The sequence below is a fragment of the Paenibacillus sp. FSL H8-0122 genome (assembly GCF_038005345.1).
In the GTDB taxonomy this organism is placed as follows: domain Bacteria; phylum Bacillota; class Bacilli; order Paenibacillales; family Paenibacillaceae; genus Paenibacillus_AQ.
In genome coordinates, this window is record NZ_JBBOTB010000001.1 from 5,132,192 (window position 1) to 5,147,357 (window position 15,166).

A 15,166-nucleotide genomic window follows, 5' to 3' on the forward strand; every position below is an offset into this window, starting at 1 on the left:
CCTTATTTCGTCCCCTTTATCGCTGCGAGCGGCTTGCATTTGGCCACCACGGCAGCCAGGCCGGCGCCCGTAACGCTTTCTATGATCTCATCTACATTCTTATAGGCTTGGGGGGATTCGTCAATGATAGATTCCAGGGAATGCTGGTTCACGACAATCTCGTCTTCCGTTCCCACCTTCATCGACCGGGAGAATTCCTGGACACTCACCAGCCGCTTCGTGGCCGAGCGGGAGCGGATACGTCCTGCACCATGGCAGATGGAATAATAATTCTCTTCCCCTCCGGGCTGGCCGACCATGATATAGGAAGCGGTGCCCATCGAGCCGGGAATCAGCGCCGGATGTCCGGTCGCTGCATAAGGACGCGGATTATCCGCATGCTCTGCCGGCAGAGCGCGGGTAGCCCCCTTACGGTGTACGAACTTGCTGCCTGAGGAAGTCTTCTCTTCCCAGGCGTAATTGTGCATCAGATCGTAGAGAGTGCGCAATTCGCACTTCGTGCCGAAGACGTCACGGAAGCCCTCGCGGACCCCATAAGCAATTAAATGGCGGTTCACGACCGCATAGTTCAGTGCCGAATACATCAGATTGACGTAACGCTGAGCCTGCGGATGCGCCAGAGGCGCATAGATCAGGCGCGGATCAGCGCTGCCCAGCCCCAGCTGGCCCATGACCTTGGCGAAGGCCGGGGTACAGAACTGATTGACCATGCCGCCCCAGGCCCGTGAGCCGGAGTGGATCATGACAGCAATCTGCCCGTCCTGAAGCCCCCAGGCTTCCGCCACCTCCCGCTGCTCCTCCGCGATCTCAATCGCCTGAATCTCGACGAAATGGTTGCCGCCGCCAAGGGTCCCGAGCTGGCGGTGGCCCCGGTGCCAGGCCATGTCCGGCAGCTCATTCAGAATCTCCTCGTCGAAGCCCAGCTTGCTGATCTCAACGTGGGATAGCGCACTTGACTTCTTCGGCGTGTAGCTGTCCGGGATATATTTATTCGGCAGGCCGTGCAGCCCTTTACGCACAACATTCTCCAGCCGGATATCACTGTAATGGCCGCGCTGCTGGGCCTCCATCGGCAGATACTTCTCAATAGCGCGGACCAGCTTGCGGCGCAGCTTCACTTCACGCAGATCCTCCATATGCAGGTTGGTCAGATGCACTCGCATCCCGCAGCCGATATCGCTGCCGACAATGGACGGCGAGACGTAACCGGATTCGGCATCCCAGACGGCGGTAGTGCCGATGCAGGTTCCGACGCCTACATGCACATCGGGCGTGTAGCTCATATATTCGATGCCGGGAATCTGCAGATTATTGTTAGCCATCTCCAAGACCTTGTAATCCAGTGTGCCGAATAATTGCTCACTGGCGTAGATTTTGAGATCGCCGCCCGGAAGGGCCACCTCGTGTTTATAGCGGGACATCTCTTCCGCTTGTTGCTTCATGCTATTCATGTCTATTTTCATTTCCTCTCAGGTTGGGTTTCTGGTTCGGTTCCATAGGGGGTTCAGTGAATTTCGAGTTTCCAGGTACACAAAAAAGAGCCGCAGACCAGTACTGATCATGCGGCTCCCGGCGTGCAAGGTACAGCTTCCCGTTGAAGCTTGCACCCGTTCAAAGCACACCCGTATTCAGTTCAGACATCAGCAGCAATACCCTGCGCATTATGTCTTCCGGACGAAGGCGATGAGATCAGATCGTACATATGCGGTTGTCATGTGATCCTGCTGTCTGTTCCGTTCATTTGTTCCAATCATGACCCGTCAGCCTCCCTTCTCTAAATGATAAACCCAATAATATATGGCATTGCAGCAGATTGTCAACCCTTTTTCTGGTAAAGATTTATTTTATTTAAATTTGGACCAGTCCTGATTGCTGTTCTCCAGCAGATGGCCGAAATCATTCTCCAGCCGCTTCTGCTCCGCCTTGCGCTTGTCTTCCGCCGCCTTCAGAGCCGCGTCCTTCTTACCTTGCTCTTCAGCCTTCAGCGCATCGGACTGCGCCTTCAGCTTATCCAGCACCTCGCGGCTGAGCATGTCTTTAAGGGTTGCGGGAGCATCCGCCTGCGCAGGACGCGGAGCCGGGGTATTTTTCTTCTTTTTAGCCAAGAGAAATCATCCTTTCAAGCCGTGCTTTTCGTTCAAATTTGTTTTAGGCACAGGGCTTTTCGTTTATAATGTACAGTAAGAGGTGAGCCTAATGAAATCCACAGAGTTATGTCCAAGATTACAAAAAAGCATGGATATTATCGGCAGACGCTGGACGGGCTTAATCATCTATCAGCTTTTGCAGGGCCCCCAGCGCTTCGGGGAAATCGAGTCCTCGCTGCCTGTCAGCGGCCGGCTGCTGTCGGAACGGCTGAAGGAGCTGGAGCAGGAAGGCATCGTGCTGCGCGAGGTATTCCCTGAGACCCCCGTCCGCATCCAGTATTCGCTTACAGGCAAAGGCCGGGCGCTGGAATCCGTCATCCGCGATCTCCAGGTCTGGTCGGAATCATGGATTACGGAAGAGGAATGCCGTTCCGCCTTAAGCGCTCCTCCGCAACCTCAATAACGCCTGTCGATTTATATATTTACAGCTTGCGGCCGATGATGACCAGATCGCGCGGGATGCCGTCAAGCACCGCGACTCCCGGCAAAAGACCCCATTCTTTGAATTCGAACTTCCGCAGCAGGGCGAGGCTGGGCTCATTATGGCCGAAGACGAACCCGACCAGATTCTGCAGCCCAAGGCGCGGACATTCCTCCACCGCCTTGGCCAGCAGAATGCTTCCCGCACCGCTGCCACGGAATTTCTCATTTACATAGACACTAATCTCTGCTGTTCCATTATAAGCCGGGCGTCCGTAGAACGACTGGAAGCTGAACCAGGCGGCGATCTCGCCCCCCTGTCTCAGTACCCACAGCGGCCGGTGATGGCTGTTATGCTCATGGAACCACCCCACCCGCTCCTCTACGCTTACCGGTTCAAGATCCGCAGTTACCACTCTTCCGGCAACTGTCGAATTATAAATCTCCACAATGTCTTCCAAATCCTCAATTACTGCATCCTCTATGCTGTAAGCCTGCCAATCCATCCAAAGTATCCCCCTAGTTGTGGTATAAACATCCGTTACAGTGATTATACTCCAAGCCGGTCTTATTACGCAGCAGTTCTACAGTTTCAGTAAAGCTGAAGCAACCTCACTGAAACAGCATTATTCAAGCCCGGTCTGCTCCAGACTCCATTTCCATAATCGTGCGGCCGCTTCAGCATCCTCCGCCCGTGGCGTCAGTTCCTTGATCTTGCGGCGGTAATAATATTGCCCGCTTACCCCATCCAGCTCCGGCGCAGTCGCCAGCAGGATGGCCGTATCCGCCCCCTGCTCAGGCGTCAGGAAAAAGCGGGACAGCAGCTTCAGCACTCCGCGCCCGAAGCCGGTCTCCCGGTTCACCCCGATACTCGTTCCCACCGCGCCCGGATGCAGACAATTCACAGTAACCCGGGTGTCCTTCAGGCGCGAAGCCAGCTTACGGGTGAACAGAATATTCGCCAGCTTGGAGCGGGCATACGCCTTCGCCGGATTGAAGCCGCGGGATAATGTATGATCCTCCAGATACAGCTTACCGAGCTTATATGCTCCTGAAGCTACAACCACAATCCGGCCCTGTTCAGCAGCCTTGAGATTATCCAGCAGCAAGCGGGTCAGCAGGAAGTGCCCCAGATGATTCACGCCCAGATCCAGCTCGTAGCCGTCTGCTGTCAGCTCACGCTTCAGCGCGACCACCCCCGCATTATTGATCAGAACATCCAGCACAGGATATTCGGCAGTGAACTCCCCGGCAAAAGCGCGAATGCTATCGAAGGAAGCAAGATCGCACAGCATCAGCCGGATCTGGCTGGAGCCGCTCTGCCGCACCGCTTCGGCAAGAGCCTCTTCCCCCCGCTTAAGGCTGCGGCAGGCCATAATGACAGTTGCTCCCCTGCGGGCCATTTCCACGGTTGTAGCCAGCCCCATCCCGGAGTTTGCACCGGTGACCAGCACGGTTTTGCCTTGCATGGACATCCTCCCCTTCCTCGCCGGCCGGTACAGCTCAAGCACCGGCCTAACCTTACTCCATCTCCGAGTATATGCGATAAGCTCATGTTACATCATTTCCGAGGGTTAACATAGTCAAAGACCCGCCAATTCTTCACTTCCAGTCCGGCCGGAGCGCAATCAGCTGATCATCCTGCGCCTGCGGGTCGCCTCTGCCGTCGCGGTTGTTGGTCATAAGGTACAGGGTACCATCCGGCCCTTCCGCCACATTACGGATTCGCCCGTACTTGTCCTTGAACAGGCTGGTCATTGAAGGCGTTCCGCCCGCAGGAGCCAGCGATACCTTTAGGAGCTGCTGTCCCGCCAGATTGGCAACCAGCAGCTTACCTGCCCAGGGCCCTTGCGTAATGAAGGTCATTCCTGACGGAGCCCAGGTCTCCTTCCCGCTGTGAACCAGCGGAGTCACAAGCTTGGGCTGGCTGTGTTCGGTCTCATCGCCTTCGATCAGCGGCCAGCCATAATTGGCTCCGGCCTCGATAAGGTTCAGCTCATCGTGACTGGACTGGCCATGCTCGGAGCTGTAGAGCGCCCCGCTCTCCGGCTGCCAGGCCAGACCCTGGGCATTGCGGTGGCCCATGCTGTAGACCGGCGATCCGGGCCACGGGTTGTCTTCGGGGATAGAGCCGCTAGGCATAATCCGCAGGATTTTGCCGCCCAGACTATTCTTGTCCTGCGCCAGCTCCGGTTCATAGCGGTCACCTGTGGTGATGTACAAATTCCCGTCCGGCCCGATCTTGATCCGTCCGCCGTTATGATTCGTATCGCCCGGTATGTTATCCAGCAGGACGCGGTCGATCTCAGCTGTGCTGCTTCCAACTACGATCCGCAGCACCCGGTTCGCCGTCCCGCCCTCTTCGGTGCGGTATGTGTGATAGACATATGCCCGTCCATTCTGCTCAAAATCAGCATCAAGCGCGAGGCCCAAGAGCCCGCCTTCTCCCTTGCCGACAAAAGAATCAGAGAGCTTCAGCAGCGGAGCATCGCGCAGCTTGCCGTTCTCCATGACACGCAGGCTGCCGGTACGCTCCGTAATAAAAATCCGTCCGTCCGGTGCAAATGCCATCTCCCAGGGAACCTCCAGCCCGCTGGCCAGCGTCTGGGCAGTATAGGGAAAGTCCGGGGATGCACCCTGAGCTTCGTCAGGCTGCGCATTAACCTGCGGACTGCCTTCTGCTCCATTCTCCTCCAGCTTATCCTCCTGTGCAGCGGAAGTGCAGGCTGACAGCAACGTCATCAGCAAGACCAGTGTTACACGCAGCAGACAGGTACGGGAGAGCAGCCTTATTTTGGCTCTAGTCATATTCCTTAACCTCCTTCAGGTATTATCAGATCCTGATTGTGGCAACTATTACCCTGTGCTTCTCTTCCTCAAACGACTGAGGCGGCAGCGATAACGGGAGGTGCAGCATCCATTTGTATGAATTATAATAGGAACATTGCTGTTCAAGCGTGTAGACGAAAGGGGAACTAATGAAATGAATGCAGCTCTGCAACAACTGGAGCAGGACATGGCAGCCGGTAAGCTGGATGCCCTGCTCGTAACCGATCCCAAGCATGTGTACTATTTGACGGGCTTTGCCAGCAACCCGCATGAACGTTTTCTGGGCCTGCTGCTGATCCGGGGCGAGAACCCGGTGCTGATCGTTCCGGCGCTGGACGCCGAAGCCGCGCATGCCGCCTCCTCGGTGAAGACGATTCTGACACACAGCGACACGGACAACCCGTACGCTCTGCTGAAGTCACGCTTCGGCAGTGTTAGTCCGGGCAGCATCGGCATCGAGAAGGAACACTTCTCCGTCAGCCGGTATGAACTCCTCACAGAAGCGGTCGCCGCCGGTTCCTACCAGGATATCGGCCATCTGCTACGGGCGATGCGCGCGGTCAAGACCCCGGAGGAAGTGCGCATCATGCAGCATGCCGCCGAGCTGGTGGAGGAAGTTCTCCGTCAGGGTCTGGCGCATGTCAAAGCCGGAGTCAGCGAGATTGAACTGGTAGCGGAGCTGGAGTATCTGATGAAAAAAGTCGGTGCCTCCGGCCCCTCCTTCGACACGATGGTGCTGTCCGGTCCGAAAACGGCCCTCCCGCACGGTGTACCGGGCGAACGCCTTATTCAGCCGGGCGATCTGCTTATGTTCGACCTCGGTGTGTATGCCGGAGGCTACGCTTCCGATATTACCCGCACCTTCGCGGTAGGCGAAGTGGACAGCAGACTGCGTGATATATACAATGCTGTGCTTGCTGCCAATGAAGCGGGCATTGCCGCCTCCGTGGCCGGAGCGTCCTTCGGTTCTGTCGACAAGGCGGCACGTGATGTGATTGAAGCCGCAGGTTACGGGGAGTACTTCATGCACCGTGTCGGACACGGACTGGGCATGGACACCCATGAATACCCTTCGCTGCACGGGCTGAATACGGATATCATCCAGAACGGCAACGTCTTCACCGTAGAGCCGGGAATTTATGTGCCGGGTCTCGGCGGCGTGCGCATTGAGGACGATGTGCGGGTCACCGCCGAAGGTCCGCAGACGCTGACCCGCTTCCCCAAAGAATGGACAGTACTTAACCTGTAATTCTGCTGAGCGTTCAGGAAGCCTCAAACTTAGCGCGCGAGCCCACTATACATCACGGCACACAAAAGCCCCAGCTCCCGGATCTTCGGGGGCTGGGGCTTTAATCATCTGGAGGCTTAGTCCCGGCTAACAGGCTTCTGCTCTTCTTCGGCAAATTTGAAGGAACGGCCCAGATAGAGCACCGGCGTGCCGGCGGCCGTGAGGATGAACTTGGACAGGTAGGTGGTCAGCAGAATCTCGGTCCACACCTTCATGTCATAGGTTCCGGCAAAAGCAATCGTGCAGAAGATCAGCGTATCAACAAAGGAGCTGATCATCGTGCTGCCGTTCGAGCGGATCCATAGCTGCTTAGAGCTGCCGTAATATTTTCGTATCCAGGCGTAGAGCCGTACATCCAGGAACTGGCTGATAAAATAAGCGGTCAGACTGCCCAGCGCTAGTCTCGGCATCAGGCCGAATATCGTCTGCAGCGCGGATTGGGCAATGTCCGTCTCCTGCGGCTTGAACACCAGCACCATCTGCATAATGACGGTCGTCATCAGCAGCGTGAAAAAGCCGAACCACACAGCGCTCCGCGCTTCAGCCCGGCCGTACCGCTCATTGAGCAGGTCACTGGTCATATAGAGCGTGACATACATCGTATTGCCCAGCGTCATCACAATATCGAACGGCATCGCAATGGTCTTGGCAACCTGGATATTAGCGACTACGGTCGCCATGCCGACCCAGGCGTAGAGCCCTTTTTTACCGAATAAGCGGTAGCACAGCAGAAAAAAACCAAAATTAACGACGACAAAACAAACGCCCCACAACAAATTAAACATAATGCCTGGTATTCCTCCTAGTTTTGGTTACGCGGGATGGTTACGAACCGCGGATCGCAGTAGTCATGAAACAAAACATTACTACTCTATCACATACAAAGCTAACATGCTATGAAATTTTAAATTTTCAGAAAAACGGCATTTCGTTGCATCTTTTTGGCGAATTGGTGATAGAGTCATTAAATATTCAGTTATTTCTGAAAATAATGCAGCATATTGCAAATTTTCACTATTCAACCGGAGGTTAATTCTATAGAATATGGAGATTAAGATGCATTTCACGTAAAAAGGAGCGAATGCCATGTTTGGCTTCAAAAAATCAATTAGTCGCAAATTTACGCTGTTGCTGTTTGTCGTTTTGTTACTCACTTCTCTTACGTTGAGTATCAGCTTCTACATTATATCTATCGGCACCATTAACAGCTATGTCATTCCGCAGATCGACAAGTCTCTGACTGCCGCCGCCCAGGATACCTATAAGAACCTGAATGCAACCAGTGCGCAGCAGACCCTGAACAAGAACGAGCAGGCCAGGACCAATGTCGAATTCTATCTGGAGGACAAGCGTAAAAAGCTGGATGTGGATACCCTTTTCCTCATCAATCTGAAGGATGGCCAGGCCACTGTCCTGACTGCAGATCATGGCGCCAAGCTCCAGCCGGATGAAGCCATCGAAGTATCCCCTGCCATGGAGCAGGCCTCCAAAGGAAAGACAGGGCTTAGTGAAATTTATAGTGATAGCCACGGTATACATAAAAGTGCCTATGTCGGTGTTCCCGGAACAACCATGATTGTAGCCGCAAGCGCAGATATGGACTTCGTCCAAGACAAAATGAGCAGCATCCTGTGGACAAGCGCAGGAATCACCCTGCTGGCGCTGGTGGTAGGCGTCACTGCCGCTGGCTTCATGAGCCGCAGAATTACCCGCCCGATCACTAAGCTTGCTGCCTACAGCAACAAGCTGGCAAGCGGCGACTTCACCGAAGCGCTCACGCTTAAGGGTACCGATGAAGTCGGACAGCTCTCCGAGAGCTTCCGCATCATGAGTGAACGCCTGAAGGAGATGATCGGACATGTGCTGGATACCTCCGGGACCGTAGTGGCCGATTCCAATGATCTGAAGACGCGTGTCCAGATCCTTAATGAGATGGCTGAACATTCAGCGGCCTCTGTGGAGGAGATCGGCAAGGGCAGTACCATGATTGCCAGCAGCGCGATGGATAACTCCCGCGCGATGGATGAGATCAATATGGGCATCCAGCATATTGCCTCCGCCGCTGGAGAGGTCACTGAGCAGATCAGCGAGGCTTCCACCGAAGCCCAGAGCGGCAATGATATTGCCCAGAGTGCAGTGGAGCAGATGCGCCAGGTAGAGCAGGCCTCCGAACAGTCGCTGGAGCAGTTCCGCTTGATGAACGAACGCTCGCTGATGATCGGTGAGGTCGTGCAGGGCATTACCGAGATTACCAAGCAGATTCAGATGCTGTCGCTGAATGCTTCCATTGAGGCTGCCCGTGCCGGGGAGCATGGCCGCGGATTCGCTGTGGTGGCCGGTGAAGTGCGCAAGCTGTCCGAGCAGTCCAAGGAATCCAATGAGCAGATCCGCGAATTCCTGCTGAGTCTGCAGGAGGATATGAACCAGTCCGTATCTGAAATGAATCATGTCAACGCTGAAGTGGCCTCCGGGATGAACAAGGTAGTCGAAGCCGGCAATGCCTTCAACCACCTGCTGATCCTCATTCAGAGCATCAATCACAGCATCCAGTCCGTCTCTGCCGCAACCCAGCAGATCTCAGCAGGCACCGAGGAAGTCAGTGCCTCTGTAGAAGAAACGGCGCAGATTACCGCCAAGTCGCAGCAGAATGCAGACACGCTTGCCGGCAACTCGGCACGCCAGCATGAAGAGCTGGAAGGCCACGCGCTGACCGTCGAGCACCTCTACCAGCAGGCCGTGAAGCTGCAGAAGGCCGCTCAGCAGTTTAAGATTTGAGGGGCTGAGACAACAGTTACGTGGAGATAGAGGGAGCGTGGGACTGCTGGATTGCCAGGAATCCTGCTACCTCTGGAGCTGCTGCTTGACTAGGTGTCTCAAAAAGTATAAAAAGCAGTTCCCGAGGCGATGCGGCCTGTGGAACTGCTTTTTTCTTGGAAAAGGGACGGTTGTTGCTCAGTGCCTTGGCGCCCATAAAATGACGGATACCCCGATGACGCAGATGCCCGCTCCGACCCAGTCGTAGAGATCCGGCGTCTTGCGGTCCACCAGCCAGCCCCATAGTACAGCCAGCACGATGAATACTCCGCCATAAGCGGCGTATACCCGGCCAAACGAAGGGAACTTCTGCAGGGTCGGGATGATGCCATAGGCGATCAGGATAACCGAGCCTGTTAATCCGTACCATAACGGGCGCGATTCCCGCAGCCAGAGCCAGACGAGGTATCCGCCGCCGATCTCGGCGAGACCAGCTACGACAAACAGCAGCACGGCAAGCAGCATCGCTATTCTCCCCCTCCCGGCAGGCCCATGATTGCATATACCGCAGCCATATTCAAATGGGACGCTACGGCATCTGCCAGCCGGTCGAATTCCTGCTCACGAAGTGCAGCCGCCGAGAAGGTGGCGCTTAGCGGTGCCAGTCCCTTGGAGCTACGCAGTCCGTTCAGCCAGCTCCGGCGCAGGGCATCGTTATGGAACAGCCCGTGCAGATAGCTGCCCCAGACTTTACCATCCCGGGTTCCCCAACCCTCCGGCACAGCCTGTCCTTCCGGTCCGGCCAGCGTAAACAGGCTGAGTACAGAAGACGGATCGTGGTTCGTGGTTGTTCCCATATGTATCTCATACCCGGCAACAGGCAATGCTTCCGGTGTTACACCAGTGGCTGTGGTGCTTAACCGCAGGGGGTGATCCGCAGCCATTCCGCCGCTCACCCGCACCGTAGTCTTGTGCTGGAGAAAAGCTGTCGAGAGCGGCAGATAGCCCAGCCCCTCGCTCTCTCCCGGCTCCGCACTCTCTACGGCATGGGGATCTAGCAGCTTCAAGCCCAGCATCTGATACCCGCCGCAGATTCCGGCAAGCTGTTGCGTTCCCCGCTCCAGCGCACGCTCGATTGCAGCAGGGAAACCCTGCTCGCGCAGATAGTGCAGGTCAGCAGCGGTATTCTTCGTGCCCGGCAGGATAATGACATCCGGTGTTCCAAGCTCATCTGCCGACTGCACATAACGTACGGCAGCATCCGGCTCCTCCTCCAGCGGATCGAAGTCGGTGAAGTTGGAGATCCGCGGATAACGGATGACCGCGATATCAAGCTCTTTCGCGGACTCCTCCCGCTGGCGGCGGGACGTTCCTTCCAGTGCTACGGAATCCTCTGCCTCAATCCGCAGCTGCGGCAGGAACGGCAGCACTCCCAGCACCGGAATGCCTGTCCGCTCCTCCAGCCAGTCCAGTCCGGGCTGTAACAGAGAGACATCCCCGCGGAATTTATTGATGATGAAGCCCTTGACCCGGGCGCGTTCATGCGGCTCCAGCAGCTCCAGGGTGCCGACGATGAAGGCGAAGACGCCGCCCCGGTCAATGTCGGCGACCAGCAGCACGGGCGCATCTGCCCAGCCGGCCAGATTCATATTGACGATATCCCGGCTCTTAAGATTGATCTCCGCCGGACTGCCCGCACCTTCCATCAGCACAATATCATAAGCCTCCCGCAGCCTCCCGAGCGCATCCATTACGGTGTCCTTAGCTTCGGGAAGGAACTTCTCGCGGTATTCCCTCGCGCTGAGGGCGGCATGCGGCACCCCATGCACGACAATCTGCGCACTCATCTCCCCGGAGGGCTTCAGCAGAATCGGATTCATATCGCTGGTAGCCGTAATACCGAAGGCTTCCGCCTGCATCCCCTGGGCACGGCCGATTTCCTTGCCGTCCGCTGTGACATAGGAATTCAGCGCCATATTCTGCGACTTGAACGGGGCCGTCCGGTAGCCGTCCCGGGTCATAATCCGCCCGATGGCGGCGGTGACCAGGCTTTTGCCGACATCGGAGGCCGTCCCCTGGATCATCAGCACGGCGCCGGGCCGCCGCAGCCCGGCTTCCGCTGCCCGGGCTGCGCTTGTGTGTGCGGCTGTATCTTCCATGTTCATCTTCCTCCTCTGTTCAGTCTACATTTTTGTGGGGGAGGACTCCAACTTCTTTAGGGGATGTGGAGCATCCAGTCCACATCCCTCTACGCCTGCCCATTATGTTCAGTTTTTCGCACACTCTCTTAAGTCTTCTCTCTTTCCAATCCGTGCTCCACCTAACTCCGGCTAATTTTGAAGGTTTTCTCTCTCACCGGCCGCTTGTATGGAGATGGAGAGCATTGTTGCACATTTTGCAGGATTTATCTATAAATGTTACTGGCAGAAGCACAATGTTGTTTAATTTGCACAAATTACGGTGGTTAGAGTATGTTAACGCTGGATTTGTTGCATTTCGTGCAGGATTTGTGCATAAGCCGCTTCTATTGGGCAGCATTGTTGCACTTCTTGCAAGATTTCTCTAAAAATGTTACTAGCTGTGGAGCATTGCTCCCATCCCTCAGCGCAGCACCCATTGCACCCATTGTATTCAGTTTTCCGTATATATTCGATCCGTCCCCTCGCCGCTGGTACATTGTATTCAGTTTTCCGCATACATCGGAGCCCATGGCGGAATTGCAATTTGTACAACTAAATCGCCTTGTCTGCCGCCGAATCTCCGGTTAGCTGCATTTCGTGCAATTAAACCGCCTCTATATCTAGATTTTCGTCCATTCAGGCTAATTTAGTTGTATAGACTACAGTTAGAAGAAGACAGCCTGCCGTTTCACTATTTTTAGTTGCACAGAATACATGTATCACTGATTGTTCGCTACGGGCGCGGCGCGAAGCGGCGCATAATTGCTGCGTAGGTACGGCGCATCATTCAGACGGACGCGGGCAGTTGCCGCGCAGCCCGCTAAGGTAAGTTGTGCTGGACCAGCACCAGCACAAGCAGGACCACCGTCTCCAGCAGCTCGCCCAGCGCGCCGTAGACGTCGCCGGTGAGCCCGCCGAGCCGGCTGCCAATCCGCCGCGCCGCGAGCCGGCCGCAGGCCGCAGCCGCCAGCGGTGCCAGGATGGCTGCAGCCGCCAGCAGCGGCCAGGCCCCGCTGCCCGCGCCCAGCGCCAGAGGCGCAGCGGCAGCGGCCACCGTCAGCAGTGCGGCGCTCAGGCCCGCGCGCCGCTCCTGCCGGGCAGGCAGCCCGCCGAAGGTGGCGGCCAGCCCTTCATTGCCGCGGGCCAGAGGATAGCGGGCCATCGCCCGCACCATGTACCAGCGGCCCCAGACCGGCGGCAGCAGGAGCAGCGGCAGCAGGCTGAAGCTGCCGCCTTCGAGCCATGCCGCCAGCAGCGAGGCCTTCAGCAGCAGGAGCAGCACGCAGGCCAGCACGCCCATAGCGCCGACACGGCTGTCCTTCATGATCTCCAGCATCCGCTCCCTGGAGCGGTAGCTGAGCAGCGCATCGGCGCTGTCCATCCAGCCGTCCAAATGCAGCCCGCCGGTCAGCCCCACCCACAGGATGAGGGTGACGACAGCGGCAGGCCAAGCCGGCAGCAGCCAGCCTGCTGCGGCGGCGCCGAGTGCGGTGCTAAGGCCGATGGCTGCCCCGACGAGCGGATAATAGACCACGCTCGCGCGCAGCAGCTCCGGCGAGAAGTCTTCCCGGCTGCGGACCGGAAACCGCGTCAGGAACTGAAACGCGGCCGCGGCATTTCCCCGCGCACTCACAGAAGATACTCCCGGCTTCTCAGCTCAACCGGGATTCCGGCGGTAACAAGAAATACCTGCCCGCACCGGGCAGCAAGCCGGGCGTTCATCCTTCCGGCCAGATCACGGTACAGCCGGCCCAGCGGATACTCCGGCACAATGCCGCCGCCGACCTCATTGGTAACAAGGATCAGCGTGCCCTCGAAGCCGGAGACGGCTTGCTCCAGTCCGGCAATTGCAGCCTCTGCTAATTCCTGCCTGTCGCTCTTCTCCTCCACAGCCAGCAGCTGATTCGACAGCCAGAGCGTGAGACAGTCCACCAGCACAGTCTGGCCGCTGCCGGAGAGCTGCTCCAGCAGCGCTGCGAGCTTAAGCGGCTCCTCCAGTGTCTCCCACTGGAAGCCGTCCGCGTCCGCCTGCCGCTGCTGCCGGTGCAACGCAATCCGCGCTTCCATCTCCGCATCAAAAGCCTGTCCGGTTGCCACATAGACCGCCTGCCGCGAGTCAGCCAGCTTGCGGGTCAGACGCTCGGCGAAGCCGCTTTTGCCGCTGCGTGCCCCGCCTGTGACCAGAATGCTCATACGCTCTCCGATCCGGAGACGCCCGCACTCTCGAAGGTTGCCATCTCACGCATAATCCGGCAGACCGCTTCGATGAAATGCAGACACAGCGCGCCCCCGGTGCCTTCGCCCAGCCGCAGGCCCATATCAATCAGCGCTTCCAGACCGAGGCGGTCCAGCATCAGCTTGTGCCCCTGCTCCCCAGAGACATGGGAAGCGATCATGTACGCTGTGGATTCCGGCGCCAGTGCCCGGGCGATCAGGGCTGCCGCCCCGGAGATGAAGCCGTCCAGAATGACCGGAATCCGCAGGGCCGCCGCTCCGAGAATCAGCCCGGCCAGCCCGGCAATCTCAAGCCCCCCGACCTTAGCGAGCACATCAACCGGATCTGCAGGGTCGGGGTTATTCACCTGGAGGGCACGTTCGATTACCGAGATTTTGTGCTGGAGCCGCTCATCGTTAATGCCTGTCCCCCGTCCAGCCGCCGTCTCTGCCGGAATGCCTTCGAGTGCGCACAAGACCGCCGCACTGGCTGTCGTATTCCCGATGCCCATCTCCCCGGTAATAAAAATCTCCGTTCCGTTCTTCACCGCCTCCTGCGCCACATGAACTCCGGCCAGAATCGCGCGCAGCGCATCCTCCCGGCTCATCGCCGGGCCTGCTGCCATATTGTCTGTGCCCCGGCGGACCTTACGGTTAATCAGCTGCGGGTGCCCGATATCGCCGTTAATCCCGATGTCCACGAACTGCACCTCTGCACCGCCTTGGCGGGCCAGCACATTCACAGCCGCCCCGCCGCTGAGGAAGTTATAGGCCATCTGCATGGTGACCTCCTGCGGAAAAGCACTGACGCCTTCACAGCAGACCCCATGGTCTGCGGCCATAACCACTACCGTTCGTTTGCTGTAACAGGGCTGCTCTACTTTGGAGATTCCGGCCAGCCGGACAGCCAGCGCCTCCAGCCGCCCGAGGCTTCCGGGCGGCTTGGTCAGACTGTTCAGGCGGAGTACCGCGCGCAGCGTAGCTTTTTCGTCAGGCGGGGCGATCCGTCCGGTTACTTCTTGAATGGCTGAGATCATTAATAATGCCTCCTATTAGATAGTGCGGAAGCGGACTCCCGCTGCAAGAATACATCTGTGTCTGCTGATCAGGTTACGTTGAAGTTGTGTAACACTCGTTGAAGTTTAAATTCGCAAGTATTGCAGGTCATGCCGCTCATTAGCGCACTGAAGAGTATAAGCCTGTATGAGAAGGAAAATTTAGTCCAATTGCTGCCATGGAGGTGGTGAAGTGTATGAGCATGCACTGTAAAAGTTGCAGGGTGCGGGTGTGCGGGGTGGTGGAGTGGTGAAGTGGTGCGGCGTCTGGCAGGTCAA

At 57.1% G+C, this 15,166-nt stretch carries 14 protein-coding genes; 3 read left to right on the forward strand and 11 right to left on the reverse strand.

Translation table 11 applies throughout. The features are described from left to right. Nucleotides 1-2: 2 nt before the first annotated feature. Entirely contained in the window at nucleotides 3-1,451 is a 1,449-nt protein-coding gene (locus NSS64_RS22070) for an RtcB family protein (RefSeq protein WP_341141526.1), read from the reverse strand. A gap of 393 nt (nucleotides 1,452-1,844) precedes the next feature. Beyond that, nucleotides 1,845-2,105, reverse strand: a complete 261-nt coding sequence (locus NSS64_RS22075; RefSeq protein WP_340943357.1) for a YqkE family protein — start codon at nucleotides 2,103-2,105, stop codon at nucleotides 1,845-1,847. Nucleotides 2,106-2,196: 91 nt separating this feature from the next. On the opposite strand from NSS64_RS22075, the gene NSS64_RS22080 reads away from it, so the two are divergent. Next, the gene (locus NSS64_RS22080; protein ID WP_341141527.1) at nucleotides 2,197-2,550 is read left to right on the forward strand and encodes a winged helix-turn-helix transcriptional regulator; all 354 of its coding nucleotides are present in this window, start codon (nucleotides 2,197-2,199) and stop codon (nucleotides 2,548-2,550) included. Nucleotides 2,551-2,569: 19 nt separating this feature from the next. Here NSS64_RS22080 and NSS64_RS22085 read toward each other — a convergent pair whose 3' ends face one another. The 3 genes from NSS64_RS22085 to NSS64_RS22095 all read right to left on the reverse strand — a co-directional run bounded on the left by NSS64_RS22085 (nucleotide 2,570) and on the right by NSS64_RS22095 (nucleotide 5,375). After that, nucleotides 2,570-3,073: a GNAT family N-acetyltransferase gene (locus tag NSS64_RS22085; RefSeq protein ID WP_341141528.1), complete on the reverse strand. Its 504-nt coding sequence runs from the start codon at nucleotides 3,071-3,073 to the stop codon at nucleotides 2,570-2,572. Between the two features lie 120 nt (nucleotides 3,074-3,193). Continuing rightward, nucleotides 3,194-4,036 carry an SDR family oxidoreductase gene (locus NSS64_RS22090; protein ID WP_341141529.1) on the reverse strand — a complete coding sequence of 281 codons (843 nt, stop codon included), beginning with the start codon at nucleotides 4,034-4,036 and terminating at the stop codon, nucleotides 3,194-3,196. Between the two features lie 133 nt (nucleotides 4,037-4,169). Then, nucleotides 4,170-5,375, reverse strand: coding sequence for a PQQ-dependent sugar dehydrogenase (locus NSS64_RS22095; protein WP_341141530.1), 1,206 nt, complete (start codon nucleotides 5,373-5,375; stop codon nucleotides 4,170-4,172). A gap of 175 nt (nucleotides 5,376-5,550) precedes the next feature. On the opposite strand from NSS64_RS22095, the gene NSS64_RS22100 reads away from it, so the two are divergent. Further along, the gene (locus tag NSS64_RS22100) at nucleotides 5,551-6,645 is read left to right on the forward strand and encodes a M24 family metallopeptidase (protein ID WP_341141531.1); all 1,095 of its coding nucleotides are present in this window, start codon (nucleotides 5,551-5,553) and stop codon (nucleotides 6,643-6,645) included. Between the two features lie 116 nt (nucleotides 6,646-6,761). On the opposite strand, the gene NSS64_RS22105 is transcribed toward NSS64_RS22100, so the two are convergent. After that, the gene (locus tag NSS64_RS22105; RefSeq protein WP_076081866.1) at nucleotides 6,762-7,469 is read right to left on the reverse strand and encodes a queuosine precursor transporter; all 708 of its coding nucleotides are present in this window, start codon (nucleotides 7,467-7,469) and stop codon (nucleotides 6,762-6,764) included. Between the two features lie 301 nt (nucleotides 7,470-7,770). Here NSS64_RS22105 and NSS64_RS22110 point away from each other — a divergent pair, with 301 nt between their 5' ends. After that, on the forward strand, nucleotides 7,771-9,459 hold the full coding sequence (locus NSS64_RS22110) for a methyl-accepting chemotaxis protein (protein WP_341141532.1): 1,689 nt from the start codon (nucleotides 7,771-7,773) through the stop codon (nucleotides 9,457-9,459). Nucleotides 9,460-9,636: 177 nt separating this feature from the next. Here the strand turns inward: NSS64_RS22110 and NSS64_RS22115 are convergent, their stop codons facing one another. The 5 genes from NSS64_RS22115 to cobT all read right to left on the reverse strand — a co-directional run bounded on the left by NSS64_RS22115 (nucleotide 9,637) and on the right by cobT (nucleotide 14,869). Then, nucleotides 9,637-9,963 (reverse strand): YnfA family protein, encoded by a 327-nt coding sequence (locus tag NSS64_RS22115; RefSeq protein ID WP_340943361.1) that lies wholly within the window; start codon nucleotides 9,961-9,963, stop codon nucleotides 9,637-9,639. A gap of 2 nt (nucleotides 9,964-9,965) precedes the next feature. Further along, nucleotides 9,966-11,597, reverse strand: a complete 1,632-nt coding sequence (locus tag NSS64_RS22120; protein WP_445667806.1) for a cobyric acid synthase — start codon at nucleotides 11,595-11,597, stop codon at nucleotides 9,966-9,968. 841 nt (nucleotides 11,598-12,438) lie between these two features. Further along, nucleotides 12,439-13,251, reverse strand: a complete 813-nt coding sequence (gene cobS / locus NSS64_RS22125; RefSeq protein ID WP_341141533.1) for an adenosylcobinamide-GDP ribazoletransferase — start codon at nucleotides 13,249-13,251, stop codon at nucleotides 12,439-12,441. Further along, a complete protein-coding gene (gene cobU / locus NSS64_RS22130; protein ID WP_341141534.1) occupies nucleotides 13,248-13,811 on the reverse strand; it encodes a bifunctional adenosylcobinamide kinase/adenosylcobinamide-phosphate guanylyltransferase in 564 nt (187 codons plus the stop codon). Before cobU ends, cobS begins: the two co-directional genes overlap by 4 nt. Further along, complete coding sequence (gene cobT / locus NSS64_RS22135; protein ID WP_341141535.1) at nucleotides 13,808-14,869, reverse strand: nicotinate-nucleotide--dimethylbenzimidazole phosphoribosyltransferase; 1,062 nt, start codon at nucleotides 14,867-14,869, stop codon at nucleotides 13,808-13,810. Before cobT ends, cobU begins: the two co-directional genes overlap by 4 nt. Nucleotides 14,870-15,166 lie beyond the last annotated feature (297 nt).